The organism is Noviherbaspirillum aerium (assembly GCF_008929045.1).
GTDB lineage: Bacteria > Pseudomonadota > Gammaproteobacteria > Burkholderiales > Burkholderiaceae_D > Noviherbaspirillum > Noviherbaspirillum aerium.
The window spans coordinates 376694-391536 of sequence record NZ_VFAH01000002.1 but is presented as its reverse complement, the minus strand read 5'-3'; the positions used below and the strand labels follow the sequence as shown (position 1 = coordinate 391536).

The window sequence follows — 14843 nt, the reverse complement described above, 5'->3', positions numbered from 1 at the left end:
TCATGTTGGAAGTACGTAAAAGCACAGAGCGCGGCGCAGCCAGTTTCGGTTGGCTCAATTCCCGTCACACCTTTTCCTTCGGCGAGTATTTCGATCCCCGCCAGGTCGGCTTCGGACCTCTGCGGGTCATCAACGAGGATGAGGTCGAGCCGTCCCGCGGTTTCGGCACCCATGGCCACAGCAACATGGAAATCATTTCCTATGTGCTGGACGGCGCGCTGGAACACAAGGACAGCATGGGCAATGGATCGGTGCTTCGTTACGGCGACGTGCAGCGCATGAGCGCGGGCACCGGCGTGCGGCACAGCGAATTCAATCATTCGGCAAGCGACCGCGTGCATTTCCTGCAGATCTGGATCGAACCCAACCTGCGAGGCATCGAGCCGTCCTATGAAGAAAAGCATTTCGATGCCGAGTCCAAGCAGGGCAAGCTGCGCCTGATCGTGTCGCCGGACGGCCGCGACGGCTCGGTATCGGTGCAGCAGGATGCATCGATCTATGCGTCCATTCTCAATGGCCAGGACCGCGTCGAACATCGCCTGACCGAAGGAAGAACCGCCTATGTGCACGTGGTGCGCGGCCGTATCGAAATCAACGGTGTCGTCCTGGGCGGCGGTGACGGCCTGAAGATTTCCGGCGAAAGCCTCGTTTCGCTGAGCAATGCCGAAGCCGCCGAAGTGCTGCTGTTCGATTTGCCTTACTGATCTGCTTGCGGTCCGCGGTTGTTCTCTCCTAGGTTCTTGAAGGCCGCCGCGGGCCGTCGAGGGCCGCTTGATTTTCATCCGATGGCCTGACCAATTGCCCGAAATCGGCCATGTCTGCCTGCCGGGCAGATGAACAAAGTGTCTGCTGCAGTGCAAAGAATGTGGCGAAGCGGTGTTTTCCCTCGCGTGGGGCTTGACTACGGGCACCGGTTTAGTACTATCCACGACGGGCGGTAACGCCTCACACCACAGCTAAACAACAGATGCATCATCGGAGATTGAATTGAACAAAAGCGAAATCATCGACACCGTCGCAGCCGAACACGAACTGACCAAGGTGAAAGCCAAGGAAATCGTCGAGCAGGTATTCGGCTTCGTGGGCGCTGACCTGAAGAAGGAAGGCCGTTTCTCCTTCCCTGATCTCGGCACCTTCACCGTGTCCCAGCGCGCAGCACGTACCGGCCGCAACCCGGCGACAGGCGAAACGATCAAGATCAAGGCTTCCAAGAATGTTCGCTTCAAGGCCGCGCCGGCCCTGAAGGAACTGGTCGCCAAGGTCAAGGTCGCCAAGTAATCGGCCCGCGACAGCAGTCCGATCAAGACGGGGCGGAAGGAAAGACAGCTTTCCTTCCGCCCCGTTGCGTTTACCCTGGCGTTTCCGCGCTGCCCCTCTGGTACGCAGGTACGCAGGCACGCAGGCTTCAGCGGGAATCTCAACCGAAATCGAATTCGCCCTGTCCCGGCGGGCTGACACGCAAGGCGCGCGAACGCTTGCGCGGTGCGGCAGTGACAGGAGCGGGCAGCGCCTGCGTCTTGAGCATCATGCGCAAGCCGGTCATGCGCCTCGTCTGCCGTCCGACGGCGCCGTCCAGCACCGCCGCATTCGGTGATACCAGCGTGAAATGCTGCTTGGCGCGGGTAATGCCGGTATACACCAGCTCCCGCGTGACGACCGGTCCGGCTTCTGGCGGCAGCACCATCACCGCATGCGCAAACTCCGAACCCTGGGCCTTGTGCACCGTGGTGGCGTAGGCGGTTTCCACCTGCGGCAGCCGGCTCGGCAGCACGCCGGCCACGCCTTTGCCATCGAGCAGATAGACGCGCAGCGCCTCCGGGCGGTCGGGATCGGGAAGGGCGATGCCGATATCGCCGTTCGACAAGCCGAGCGCGCCGTCATTGCGGGTGATCATGACCGGCCTGCCGACATACCATTCGCCGCGGCGGCGGATCAGGCCCTTGGCATCGAAATGTTTTTCGACCGCTTCGTTGATGCCGTTCACACCCCATTCGCCTTCACGCACCGCGCACAGCAGGCGGAAGCCTTCGAAGGCCTTCAGCACCTCGTGAGCCCAGGCCGCGTGCGCTTCCCTGTCGCCCCTGGGCTCCCTTTTCAGCAAATGCAGATAGGCGTGATAGCCGCCTTCCGCGCCGGCCCGTCCTTCCAGCGCCAGCTGCAGCAGATCGGTCTGGCGCGCCGCATCGATCCACGATAACACCCTGCCTTCGGCGCGCCGCAGGCAGGCGGAAGATTCGATGGCATCGCCGCGGTTGATGGCGGTTGCCAGCACGCCGACCGGGCCGCCGAAACGCCGGCTCTTGCGCAGCATGACCGTTTGCTGGGACAGGATGTCGCCGCCCCTGACCATTGCCGCCGGCAGCCTCTCGCCGCAGGCCGCGGCGATATAGTCGGCGGTCTCCTGCAGGTAGTTGCCATGCTCGGCCTCGGCGCACAGGTCGCCGAGCACCGCGCCGGCTTCGACCGAAGCCAGCTGGTCCTTGTCGCCGAGGAGGATGACGACCGCATGCGCGGGCACCGCGTCGAGCAATGCGGCCATCATCTCCAGGTGCACCATCGAGGCTTCATCGACGATCAGCACATCGATGTCGAGCGGATTGCCGGCGTGATGGCGGAACGCCCTGGTATCGGGCCGGGCTCCCAGCAGGCTGTGCAGCGTGCTGGCCGCGCCGATGCCGGCAGGAAGAGGTAGCGGCATGTCGCCGGCCTTGCCGTCGAGGTCCGCGAGCGCGGCATCGATCGACTGCTTGAGCCGGGTCGCGGCCTTGCCGGTCGGCGCGGTCAGGGCCACGCGCATGGCTTCGGGTTTGTCGGCGAGCGCGTACAGCAAGGCCAGCAGGCGGGCCACGGTATAGGTCTTGCCCGTGCCGGGTCCGCCCGTGATGATGGCCAGGTGGCTGCGCGCCGCGATGGCGCAGGCCATCTTCTGCCAGTCCGGATCGCCTTCGCCGCCGGCGCCGGCATCGAACAGCCGGTCCAGCCAGGTGCGCACGGCTTGCACGTCGATGTCGCGCCGGCGTGCCGCGCGGCCGGCCACCGCGGTCGCGACCAGGGTTTCATTGCGCCAGTAGCGGCGCAGGTAAAGACGTTCGCCCTCGAGCACCAGCGGCTGTCCGCGGTCGGCGCTGCCGGTTACCCAGACATGATCGCAGGCCGCCAGCGCCAGCTGCCAGGCGGCGGCCGAATCCGGCACGCCGCCGGCGGCATCGCACAAGCCTTGCCATTGTTCCGGCGGCCAGCCCAGCAGCGCGCACGGCGAAGTCACCAGGTCGGAAAGAAAAAGGCAGCTGTGGCCGCGCGTTTCCAGTTCCGACAGCACGGCGCATGCCAGGGTGACCGGCGGCGGCGTGCGGCCGAGCGTATCGATGAAGCGCGCGAACGCGCATCCCAGCCTTTGCAGCAGGCCTTCCGCGACGAATGTCTCGAACTGCCCGAACAATGCGGTGCTGTCGATCATGCCCATGTTTCCTCTTTGTCTTCGGCCAGCAGCGCTTCCAGTTCATCCAGCAGCGCGGCATCGGCCGGCATGTGGTGGCAGCCGCGCGTCTGGCCATTGTTGATGCCGCGCAGGAAAAAGAACACCACGCCGCCCAGCTTTTCCGCGGGATCGTAATCGGCGCCGAGCCGGCTCTTGAGCAGCCTGTGCAGCGCCAGCAGGTAGATTGTCCCCTGCACGTCGTAGCGGTTGGCGACCACGGCCTTGGCCAGCGCATCCCGGTGGTAGCCGGCATCGTCGCCGGCCAGCTGGTTGGACTTGTAATCCATGACCCAGTAGCGGCCGTCATGCTCGAACACCAGGTCCTGGAAGCCGCGCAGCATGCCCTGCAGCTGGCGTTCGGCCAGCGCCGGCCGGTCTTCCCCAGGCAGAAGATGGGTGCGGCACAGCAGATCGATGTCGCGGCTGCCCACACGCTCCAGCGGCACCCAGAATTCCATTTCCGGAATGGTCCTGGCCAGATCGGACAACGCGGCCCGCAGCGGCGGCAGCTCGGTGGTGCATGCGGCAATCACCCATTCGATGGTGTCTTCCTGGTGATTTCCCCATCCGGCGCGCTCGCAGCGCGCGGCCAGCCGGGTGGCGAAATCGGCCTCGTTTGCGGCGGCGAAGCCTTCGCCGGCCAGCCACTCCAGCTGGGCATGCAGGAACTGCCCGGGAAGCGAGCCGCGCGGGAAGCGGTGCCAGGGTCCGTCGCGCCGATGCAGCGCCGGAAGCGACGGCAACGGCTGCACGTCGTCGTCCTCCAGCAGCTTGTCTTCGGCCGGGGTGCCGGGTGCGGCGGTAGTGGCCAGCGCTGGCGCCGGGCCGAGATCGCGGGTGATCGAGGTATAGCTCGATACCGACCAGCCGCGCTCGAATTGCGCGTCGAACTCGGCAGCCTCGCCCAGCGCCGCCTGCTGCTCGTCGCGCGCAAGCGTGGTGCAGCCGATTTCCTCGGTGTTGATGACCTCGATGTCGATATGCGCGCATGACGCGCAGGCATCGCGCATGGTCTGGGTCAGCGCCGCCGCGACCACCGGATTGCCGCCGGCGAGCAGATAGCCGAACGCACAATGATGGAAGGCGCCGTCCAGCGACGCCACTCCCATCCACAATGCATGCCGTGCCCGCGTCAATGCCACGTAGAACAGGCGCAGTTCCTCTTCCAGGCGGGACTGGTCTGCCAGCGCGATGGTTTCGGCCGCCAGCGCAAAGTCGATGCGCCGCGTGCCGCTGCGCTCCGCGATTTCCAGGAAGCGGCTGCGGCCCTTGGCGATGCGCCGCGCCGATACCGCGAACGGCAGGAACACCAGCGGATACTCCAGCCCCTTGGATTTGTAGACGGTCACGATTTTCACCAGCTGGTCATCGCTTTCCAGCCGCAGGATGCGTTCATCGTCGGATTCGCCTTCGCCTTCGATCTGCGCCGCCAGCCAGCGGATCAGCGCCTGTTCGCCGTCGAGGCGGGTGCCGGCCTTCTGCAGCAGCTCGGCAAGATGCAGCAGGTTGGTGAGGCGGCGCTCGCCGCTGGCTTCCTGCAGCAGTCGGGCGGGAATGTCCAAGTCGTGTATCAGCTGGCGCAGCATGGCCAGCACGCCATGCCGCTGCCATACCAGCCGCCATGCCTTGAGCTGTTCGATGCAGGCATCCCAGCGCGCATCGTCGGCGGCGATCTCGGCCAGCAGCGGCAGGCTGAAACCGACGGTGCGCGTCGCATAGGCGGCGCGCCCGAGGGCGCCGTCAAGCGGATTGGAGACCGCATGCATCCAGCGCAGCACGTCGGCGGCTTCCTCGCTGTCGAACACGGAATCCTTGTCCGACAGATAGACGCTCGGCACGCGCCGGCGCTCGAGCTCGGCCCTGATCGCTTCGGCTTCATAGCGGTCGCGCACGAGGATGGCAATGTCGGCGGGACGCAGACGCTCGAAGCCCGCATCGGAACTGAAGCCCACGCCCGGGTTGCCGAGCAGCGTGGCGATTTTCTCCGCGCACTGGGCGGCGAAGCCGGTACGGTAGGTTTCCTGCACCAGGCCGTCGTTTTCGTTCGACCAGATCGTCAGCGCGGCAATGCCCTTGCCGTCGGCGACCAGGCATTCCTTGCGGCCGTGCGCGGTGACTTCCTCGAAAGGGAGCGGATTGATGCCGCTGTCACGGAAGCCGAACGCGCCGCGCGGATGGCCGGAAGCCGCGTCGCTGCCTTCCGCATGCAGGAAGAGATGATTGACTGCGCGCACCACGCCTTCGGTTGATCGGAAATTCCGCGTCAGCCTGAAGTGGCGCCCTTCGGTCGCGCGCCGTGCGGCCAGATAGCTGTGGATGTCGGCGCCGCGGAAGCCGTAGATCGCCTGCTTGGGATCGCCGATCATGAACAGGGCAAGCGAGGCATTCTCCTCTCCGACCCGGTACAGCGCGTCGAAGATGCGGTACTGGTCGGGCGAGGTGTCCTGGAATTCATCGATCAGGGCCACCGGATACTGGGTGATGATGCGCTTGCGCAGCGCCTCGCCGTTGTCGCCATGGAGCGCGCTCTTGAGGCGCGACAGCATGTCGGCGAAGCCGAACTGGCGGCTGCGCTGCTTCAGTTCCGCCATGCGTTTCGCGATCGTCACCGCCGAATGCGTGAGCAGCGCATGTTCCAGGGGCGTGATCGCGTTCAATGCGTCGAGCAGGCCCTCCAGCTCGGCGCATTCCGCCGGCAGCTCCACGTTCTTGCCCTTGTTGAAGGCGGCCTGCAGCGCGGCGGGGACCATTTTCGGCGCGCCCTTGAAGAACTCCGGGCGCGGTTTCACCAGCTTGTCGCTTGCCGCCCATTCATGCAGGGCTTCGAAGAATGCCGCCGCCGTGCCGGGCTGCAGCTTGGTGCCGCTGATCGCGCCGCGATTGTCCGCCAGCCATGCCTGTAGCGCGGCGGCCTTGCCGGCCCAGCCCTTGCGCAGCTGGTCGGCGCAGCGCCGGTTTTCCTGCTCGATGCGGGCCAGCATCGCCGACAGGGTTTCCTGCTGTGCGCATTCCAGAAGGTGAGCGCGCTCCACCAGGCTGCCCAGTGCGTTTTCAAAGGCGTCGAGATCCATCCAGCACTGCTGCACCGCTGCCAGCGCGGCACGGTCGAGCGAATAGACATGATGCCGCCAGTAGTCGCGCACCGCGTCCTTCTTCAGCTGGCGTTCGCTGCTGATGAGTTCTTCGTCAAACAGGCAGCCGCTGTCGAACGCATGCTCGCGCAGCATGCGCTGGCACCATGCATCAATGGTGAAGACCGCCGATTCATCCATCGCCTCGGCGGCCAGCATCAGTCGCCGTGCCGCCTGTTCGCGCATTGCCTGTTCCGGATAGCAGTCGGCAAGCTGCAGCAGGAAGTCGTCTTCGGCCACATGCTCGCCGCGGAAGAAGGCGGCGGCTTCCACCAGGCGGGCCCGGATGCGGTCCGACAGTTCGCGCGTGGCGGCGCGGGTGAAGGTCATGACCAGGATTTCCGATGGCTGCAGCGGCTTGCTGAACCCGCATTCGCCGCCATGGCCGAGCACCAGCCGCACGTACAGCGCGGCGATGGTCCAGGTCTTGCCGGTGCCGGCGCTGGCCTCGATCAGGCGCGCGCCGTGCAGGGGAAAATCGATGGGGTCAAGCAACTGGCTCATGCGGCCTCCTGTTTCTGCGCCGGCACCGCGTCCAGCGGAAAATCGGCGACGCCGCTGACGACCCATTCATGCAAGGGGCCATAGAGGCGCTGGCTGCAATCCTGCCAGTCGGGTTCGGCGGAAAGCGCTTCGAAGGAGGGCCACAGCCGCCCGAGGCAGGCATCGCTCACTTCGCCACCGGTCTGGAAACCGCCGTCGTAAGCGGTGCGGGGATCGCCTGCGGCAAGCATTTGCAGCGCCGTCTTGCAGGCCGTCGGCAACGGCCGGTCCATGCCGGCGCGCCACAGCGAGACGAGCTGTTCGAGCGTGCGCTGCGAGATTTCCCGTTCCAGCGGCGCCAGCACCAGCAGCCGGTCGCGCGCCACGATATAGCCGGTCACGCTGTAGCCGGCGGCGGCCGCGGCAAGCTGGCGCAGCCAGGCATGGATCAGCTTGTCGGCCCGCAGCACGTCCTTGCCCTTGATTTTCCCGAGGACCTTTCCGGGATCGATGTCCAGCCAGGCGGTCTGCTCGCCGTCGCTGTGCAGCTTGTCGATCCAGTCCTCGAGGCGGATGCCGCCGCAAGCGATGGATACCGGCAGGCGCGGCGCGGGATGCGGATACTGGCGACGCAGATCGACCCAGACGCTGCGCACCGGCACCAGCGTCTGCACGATGGCGTCCTGCCATTGCCTGCCCGCATGGCCGATTGGCAGGATGCCTTTCCTGCCCAGCCGCTCGGCGCGTTCGCGCAGCAGTTCCTCGACGCCCGATGCGGCTTCCTGCGCGCCGTTGTCGTCGAGCAGGCTGCGCACCACCTGATATTCCTCGAGCTTGTTGAGGAAGAAGGGCTCATCGTCCCGGCCGATTTCCACATGCTCGGAGAAATAGACGCCCAGCCTTTCATGGAAGAAGGCCGCCGCCGGCTGGCGGATGAAACGCGCCAGGCTCTTGAGGCCGAGGCGCAGGTCGGCACCCGGGTTCCAAGGCGGGATATCGCGCGCCGCCTGCAGTTCTCCGCTCCTGTGCGCGGCGCGCCATTCGCGGGCGAAGGTGCGCACGCCGCTGCCGTCGAAATAGCGGCGGCTGAACGGCTGCAGGGGATGCTCGGTGGTCAGCGCGGCCGGGTCGATGCCCCAGCCCGAGCGAAGATAGTCCTGCAGCTGCGAAACCAGGATCGATGCCGGCTGCGGACTGTTGTCGCGCACGTCGCGGCCGACCCAGCTGATATAGAGCTTGTCGCGGGCTGCCAGCAGCGCTTCGAGCATCAGGTAGCGGTCGTCGTCGCGCCGCGAACGGTCGCCGGGACGCGACAGGCCCGGCTGCGCCAGCAGGTCGAAGTCGGCATGCTGGGCGCGGCGCGGATAGTCGCCGTCGTTCATGCCGAGCAGGCAGACGACGCGGAAGGGCACGGCACGCATCGGCATCAGCGTGCAGAAGGTGACGCCGCCGGAAACGAAGCGCTGGTTGAGCGAACTCTCGTCGGCAGCGCCGATCCAGGCTTCGCGCAGCACGGCCAGCGGCACATCCTCGTCAAATCCGGCCTGGGCGCAGTCGTCCAGCCAGGTCTGCAACGACTGGTCGAGGCGCACGCAGGTCAGCCTGTCCTGCTCCTCCTTGACGTCGAAGAAATCGCGCAGCAAGGCGCGCGCGCGAATGCCCCAGATATTGGGACGGACCGGCTGCGCCAGCAGCTTGCGCCATCCGAGCAGGGTATCGACGAAGCTGGCCAGCGAACCGGCGAGAGCGGCGTCGAGGCCGCCCACTTCGCCATAGGGTTCGATGCCGGCATAGCTTGAGTCGGCGCCGTTGGCATAGCCGAGCAGCATGCGCCGCACGCCGAAGATCCAGGCATTCTGTTCACCGGCCGGCGCCAGTCCGAGCGCCTCGCGATGCTCGCGGTCCAACCCCCAGCGCACGCCGGCGCCGTCCAGCCATTGGCCGATGCGAGGCAGGTCTTTCTCGTCGATGCCGAAGCGGGCGGCAATGGCGGGGACTTCCAGCAGGTCGCGCACCTCGCTCTGGCGGCAGCGCTGTTCCGGCAGGCGCAGCAGCCATTCCAGCGCGGCCGGCAGCGGATTGAGCGCGCGGTCGGTGACGTCGGCGATGGCGAAGGGAATATGGCGCGGATCGCCCGAGCGGCTGTACTGGCCGAACACCGACTGGATCGCGGGGGTGAAGTTTTCGATGTCCGGCACCATCACCACGATGTCGCGCGGGCGCAGGCCGGTCCTTGGCGACTGCGCCAGCATGCCGAGCAGGGCGTCGTGCAGGATTTCCACTTCACGCTGCGCGCTGTGGGCGACATGGAATTCGATCGAGCGGTCGTCCGCTTCCGGCGGACACTGCGGATGTTCGTCCGGCGGCAGCATGTCGCGAATCGCGGACTGCACCTGTGCCAGCAGATGGTCTCCCGGCCCTTCGCTGAACAGGTCCAGCCGCAGGTTGGAAAAGGATTCGACGGTGGCCTGGGCGTTGTCGAACTCGTCGAGCATGCGGATGAAGTCGCGGCCCTGCCTTCCCCATGCCGCCAGCAGCGGGTTGCAGTGCGAATGCATCTGCTCGTAGGGGACGGAGGACAGGTCCTTGCCGTCGCGGAAAGTCTGGCGGCGGCGTTCGGCGGCGAAGAGCTCGCGGCCTTCGATGATGTCGCCCCAGTAGTATTGGCAAGGATTGGGAATCGCGAGGATGACCTGCACCTGCTGCGACAGCGCGGCCAGCGCCTGCATGGTCTGGTAGGGCAGCGCGGAGATGCCGAACAGGATGACGCGCGACGGCAGGCGTGTCTTGGGAGCGGCGCCTGACTGGAGCGCGTCGACAAAGCGCTGATGCACGCCGGAGCGGCCGGTAAGCCGCTCGGATGGCGGCAGCTCTTCAATGATCGTGCGCCACAGCGCGGCTTGCCAGCGCTGGTCTTCGGCCAGTGCCGGTGTTTCTCCTTTCAGTCCGCGCACCACATCCTGTCCGTTTTCCCAATCGGCCAGCCAGTCGGCCCGGTAGACCTGGTACAGGTCCATCAGGTCGGACAAGCGGCGCGCAAGCTGCAGGCGGCGTTCCGGATCCTGATCCGACAGAAAGCGACGCAGGGGTTCGAAGCCCGGCTTGGCGGCAACCTGCGGGAGCAGGCGCATCAGTCGCCAGACCAGCGGAGCGCGATCGAGCGCCGACCGCGGCGGGATCGCCTCGCTCCCCAGAACCGCACGGTAGGCTTCCCACAGGAAGCGGGCCGGCAGGGTGACACGCGTGGCCGCGCACACACCCATCTGCCCGGCGAGTGCGATCTTCAGCCATTCGGCGACGCCATTCGATTGCACCAGGATGATTTCCTGCTCCAGCGGATCCAGCGGGTGCGTACCGACCCAGTCGATGACGGCGCCGCGCAGGTCTTCGAGACGGTTGCCATGGAGAGTGATGAAGCCGGGGATAAGGGCAGAAGGCATAGGCATGAGGCCGGCGGCCATTCTTGCGGATGGTCCCGGCCGATGATCGGTCTTGTTATTGACAGGCTTTGCAATTCCGGCAACGGCCCGGGCGTCCGGTCGCGTTGACCACCGACATACTACTTGTTACCCACAATAAATTGAAGTTGCTTCGGGTGATTGTTGTTTCGGGTTGTGAAGAGGCTTGCCGCATATGGGTTTGCCGAATATACGGGCCGGCGGTGTTGCGGCATCCGCCGGGAAGCCCGCCAAAAGCGAGACAAAAGCGGCGCGAGACCACACTCACTTCAAAAGTGAATTAACGGCGAGCGGTTGTTTCCAGCAACCCGGCTGCTTTGGAGAGTTTTGAGACGATGTCGTCGTCTCCAATTTGGATCGGGTATGGTCTTCACCGCCGTTTTCAAGCAGGCCAATTCCCTCGATAAAAACGATAGCTCCAGACACCCATCGTAAAAGCCAGATGATCGGCGGGCAAAAGTTCAGAAGGAGAACAGGTATCGCACCCGAGTTCTTGGCCTTGCGCCATGTTTTCGACCGTTAGTTCGAATTTCTTCCGTTGCAGACTATCCCTTACCTTTTCAATATGATGAGGAACCCAAAGCGAATCGTGGGCGGGGTACGGAAGAATCGGCTTGCATTGGAATGCAGGGCGAGCGACAGAAGTGCTGCGCGGGGTGAACCGAACATGAAGCGAACAATGCTGCGCCGCGCCCAGGGCAGGTCGTGGTAGCCGTATGCGCTTTCGCAATCCGGCACAATTTCATTTTCGGTGAAGGAGATATGCCAGACTGCAGAACCCAGCGCAAACAATCTGTCCGCGCCGACACTCCGTCCGGTGAAAGGGTTGCTGGCCACCGTCCTTTGACACGATAACCATCAGCAAAACCATGACCGGGTCATGCACCGGAAAACGTGTCGGAACGACAAGGAATGCAGCAGTCAAGAAGGGAAAACAGGAAAGCAATAAGCCGCTCAGCCCAGGCTGATACTCTCTATTTCCTGCTCGGGGAAATACCGGCGCAGTTCGCTCGGGTCGTAAATGATTGTCAGGTGCGAAAAACGGCGGCTCGATTCGCATACCTCAAAGATGACAATGCCATCGACGACGACGATCTTGCCATTATGCCTGGTCCAGGTGTACGCGAAATGCAGCGCTACCGCGCTCGCATTGCTTAATCCATAGAAAACATTCTTGAGGCGGGCAATCGTCTGGCGGTTGCGCTTGAGCAGGCGCACATGAAAATCCCGCGCATTCATCCTCCCGAAAATGGGAGCGCACACCATGGCATCCGGAGTAAAAAGATTCAGAACATCATCGAGGCACTTGCGATTCAGTGCCACCTGATACCGCCTGCATAATTCGTGTGCGTACATGTCTCTCCGGTCTCGGGTCATCCAACTTCCGGCAAAGTCGCTAGCGCGATTTCGCCTCGATCGGGCTGCGTTCGATAAGCGTTGCGAGCGGTTCGGGGCCGCGCTGCATTCAGAAGCGGGAGCGCACGCGTACGGACGTACGCCAAGCGCCGCAGGTCCGGATCCGGAGCACGCAGCAACTTATCAAACACAGCCTATGCCAGTCAGGGTGAAACTGTTTTATGGATACAGGGTAACGGAAGAGTCCCATCGAAAAATATGACCTGGGTCAAGAAGGTGCCGAATGTGCCCGCTGCAGCAGATGTGCTGCATTTGATCTGGATCATTCAAGCTTGTGCCGGCCGCACCTAACATGAATTGCTCTTCAACGTCGCAGGCAAACCATGTCGGCAATGGTCAGGGGCATCGATGCTCCCGGTTCGTTGTCGGAAATCCAGCTCGCCATTGGTCCGCGTTCCCGGCGGGTCTCTGCAAGCGAGACGGCAACCATCCCTGATATTCCCAGTACAAAAGCGCCAGGGCCAGCCTTACCTTTTACCTTACCGGAGCAACGCCATGCAGGGCATTTGGAACAATCATGCCGCGCCGTCCGGCGCGAATTATCCGGATGAATCAGCCCGGCGCCTGCTGGAAATGCTGCTCCAGGCATTGCAGCGGCCCGATGATGAATTCCAGCGACGCTATCCCGAATTGGTCGCGCAGGTCGAAAGGGATTGCCGGCAGCAGGAAGACTGGCTGGACTCCTTGCCGGAGGCGGCGGCCAAGGAACATCTGGAAGAACATGCGCGCATGTTGGGCGTGTTGCACCACACGGCGCTTTGCGTCATGCAAGGCGATATTGCAACGGGCCGCACCGCAGCTTTTCTACTGATGGACTGGATCCGGATGCATGTCGAAACCATGGACCGGCCTCATGCCGAGGCCGCCGTGCGCCATCGTCCGCGCTGCCGTATCAGTAATGATCTTATTGATATCCACTGATGCAGCGTCAAGCTCCTGCCCTTACCGCTTTTTCCTGGAAAAGACATCCGTCTCACCTGCCTTCAGAACAACAGGCGTTACTGTTCATTAACCAGCGCTGGCCGAGCCCTGTAAAAGCAGGGTAAGATACGGCCTCAATTGCCTGAGGGAAATAATATTATCGTATTTCCGATGGTGCGGGTCGCGGTGGCTGCTGCGGCAAGAGTAACAACGCGTTGTCATCTGAAGGAGACGCTGATGAATTTGCGCAACCTGCGTATCGGAATCCGATTGGGCGCCGGTTTTGCCGTGGTCCTGGGTCTGCTGATCCTTGTCGTTCTGGTAAGTACCTTTCTCATCACCCAGAACAAGTCCGCTCTCAAGCATGGGCTGGAGCGGGCCAATCTCAAGGGCGAGCTTGTGGTCGACATGAAGAGCGCCCTCCTGCAAAGCGGTATCGCCATGCGCAACATGCTCGACATCAGCACCGTCGAACAGCAGAAAGCGCGCGTCGATGCGCAGAACAGGCTGTACGCCGAAGCGCAGGCGAAGCTGGTCAAGCTTCCCTTGTCCGACGCCGAGAAAGGCATTCTGGCCGAACTCGCCAACATGGAAAAGCGCATCGAGCCGCAATACAAGGTAGCGATTCGCCAGGCGGAGAACATGAATTCCGAAGGCGCAGCCTCGGTCATCACCAAATACATCGATCCGATGAACGCCAAGGCGGTCGCCGAAATCGACAAGCTGCTCAACATCCAGCGCGCCGCCGAGCGCAAGGTCATGCAGGAATCCGAAGATGCGGACCGCATGCTCCTGCTGTTGCTGGCGGGGATTACGGTGGCGGCCGTGGGCATCGGCGCGGCCATTTCCTGGCGCATCACCAGCAGCATCACCAAGCCGCTGACCAATGCCGTCACGCTGGCCAGCTCGGTTGCCGCCGGCGACCTGACGCTGCGGATCTCCCAGAGGAGCAGCGATGAGATCGGTCAGCTGCTCGACGCACTGGCCAAGATGAACGACAGCCTCAACGGCATCATCGGCAATGTGCGCAATACGACGGACACCATCGGCGGCGTTTCGCAGCAACTGGCCGCGGGCAATTCCGACCTCTCCGCGCGCACCGAGTCGCAGGCGGGCGCATTGGAGGAAACCGCCTCCGCAATGGAAGAACTCACATCGACGGTGCGCCAGAATGCCGAGAATGCGCGTCAGGCCAACACGCTAGTGCAATCGGCCTCGGATGTGGCGGTGCGCGGCGGCCGCGTCGTCGGCGACGTGGTGCAGACCATGAATTCGATCAAGGAAAGTTCGGGCAAGATCGTAGACATCATCAGCGTCATCGACGGCATTGCCTTCCAGACCAATATCCTGGCGCTGAACGCCGCAGTGGAAGCCGCGCGCGCCGGCGAGCAGGGCAGGGGCTTCGCGGTGGTTGCTTCCGAAGTGCGCAACCTGGCGCAGCGCTCGGCGTCGGCAGCCAAGGAAATCAAGGCGCTGATCGACGATTCGGTGGAGAAGGTTGACACCGGCAGCGTCCTCGTCGGCAATGCGGGCGCAACCATGGATGAAGTGGTCAGCAGCGTCAAACGCGTGACCGACATCATGGGAGAAATTCTCGCCGCCAGTGAAGAGCAGAGCGCCGGCATTGAACAGGTCAGCAAGGCCATCACCGAGATGGACAAGGTCACCCAGGAAAATGCCGCCCTGGTCGAGGAAGCCGCCGCTGCGGCTAGGACCATGCAGGAACGCGCAGGCAATCTCGCCGATGCGGTCGGCGTTTTCAAGCTGCATTAAACTTCCTGTCGCAAGCCGGATCGTTTCCGGCTTGCCGTCTTCATTTCCTCCTGCGCAATCCCGCGTCATCACGTGCCATGAGACCGCACCCTTTTCCGCCTGGGCGCGTTGGGCTCGCCCTCCATTGTTCATAGAGTGGTTTCGTCCTGACCTGCCTCGGCCTCGCCAGTCGAAACATCCATC

9 protein-coding genes are annotated in these 14843 nt (G+C 63.8%); 4 read left to right on the top strand and 5 right to left on the bottom strand.

Annotated elements, in window-relative coordinates; all coding sequences use genetic code 11:
- The first annotated feature begins 2 nt into the window (after positions 1-2).
- Both FH061_RS05010 and FH061_RS05005 read left to right on the top strand, forming a co-directional pair.
- Complete coding sequence (locus FH061_RS05010) at positions 3-704, top strand: pirin family protein (RefSeq protein ID WP_151633584.1); 702 nt, start codon at positions 3-5, stop codon at positions 702-704.
- A 283-nt stretch (positions 705-987) separates the two neighbouring features.
- Positions 988-1278 carry an HU family DNA-binding protein gene (locus FH061_RS05005; protein WP_151633582.1) on the top strand — a complete coding sequence of 97 codons (291 nt, stop codon included), beginning with the start codon at positions 988-990 and terminating at the stop codon, positions 1276-1278.
- Positions 1279-1417: 139 nt separating this feature from the next.
- Here FH061_RS05005 and recD read toward each other — a convergent pair whose 3' ends face one another.
- The 5 genes from recD to FH061_RS04980 all read right to left on the bottom strand — a co-directional run bounded on the left by recD (position 1418) and on the right by FH061_RS04980 (position 11768).
- A complete protein-coding gene (recD, locus tag FH061_RS05000; protein ID WP_225984489.1) occupies positions 1418-3457 on the bottom strand; it encodes an exodeoxyribonuclease V subunit alpha in 2040 nt (679 codons plus the stop codon).
- Positions 3454-7113 carry an exodeoxyribonuclease V subunit beta gene (gene recB, locus FH061_RS04995; RefSeq protein WP_151633578.1) on the bottom strand — a complete coding sequence of 1220 codons (3660 nt, stop codon included), beginning with the start codon at positions 7111-7113 and terminating at the stop codon, positions 3454-3456. Before recB ends, recD begins: the two co-directional genes overlap by 4 nt.
- The gene (gene recC, locus FH061_RS04990) at positions 7110-10532 is read right to left on the bottom strand and encodes an exodeoxyribonuclease V subunit gamma (protein WP_151633577.1); all 3423 of its coding nucleotides are present in this window, start codon (positions 10530-10532) and stop codon (positions 7110-7112) included. The genes recB and recC overlap by 4 nt, the downstream gene beginning before the upstream one ends.
- 570 nt (positions 10533-11102) lie before the next feature.
- Entirely contained in the window at positions 11103-11387 is a 285-nt protein-coding gene (locus tag FH061_RS04985; protein ID WP_151633575.1) for a hypothetical protein, read from the bottom strand.
- Between the two features lie 117 nt (positions 11388-11504).
- A complete protein-coding gene (locus FH061_RS04980) occupies positions 11505-11768 on the bottom strand; it encodes a hypothetical protein (protein WP_151633573.1) in 264 nt (87 codons plus the stop codon).
- A gap of 771 nt (positions 11769-12539) precedes the next feature.
- Here FH061_RS04980 and FH061_RS04975 point away from each other — a divergent pair.
- Together FH061_RS04975 and FH061_RS04970 are read left to right on the top strand one after the other, a co-directional pair.
- A complete protein-coding gene (locus FH061_RS04975) occupies positions 12540-12887 on the top strand; it encodes a hemerythrin domain-containing protein (protein ID WP_151633571.1) in 348 nt (115 codons plus the stop codon).
- A 237-nt stretch (positions 12888-13124) separates the two neighbouring features.
- On the top strand, positions 13125-14660 hold the full coding sequence (locus tag FH061_RS04970; RefSeq protein ID WP_151633569.1) for a methyl-accepting chemotaxis protein: 1536 nt from the start codon (positions 13125-13127) through the stop codon (positions 14658-14660).
- Positions 14661-14843: the final 183 nt, after the last annotated feature.

Bases quoted from the DNA above. Each gene is read 5' to 3' on its own strand.
- recC (WP_151633577.1), bottom strand. From the start codon at position 10,532: ATGCCTTCTGCCCTTATCCCCGGCTTCATCACTCTCCATGGCAACCGT.
- FH061_RS04975 (WP_151633571.1), top strand. From the start codon at position 12,540: ATGCTGCTCCAGGCATTGCAGCGGCCCGATGATGAATTCCAGCGACGC.
- recB (WP_151633578.1), bottom strand. From the start codon at position 7,113: ATGAGCCAGTTGCTTGACCCCATCGATTTTCCCCTGCACGGCGCGCGC.
- recD (WP_225984489.1), bottom strand. From the start codon at position 3,457: ATGATCGACAGCACCGCATTGTTCGGGCAGTTCGAGACATTCGTCGCG.
- FH061_RS04970 (WP_151633569.1), top strand. From the start codon at position 13,125: ATGAATTTGCGCAACCTGCGTATCGGAATCCGATTGGGCGCCGGTTTT.
- FH061_RS05010 (WP_151633584.1), top strand. From the start codon at position 3: ATGTTGGAAGTACGTAAAAGCACAGAGCGCGGCGCAGCCAGTTTCGGT.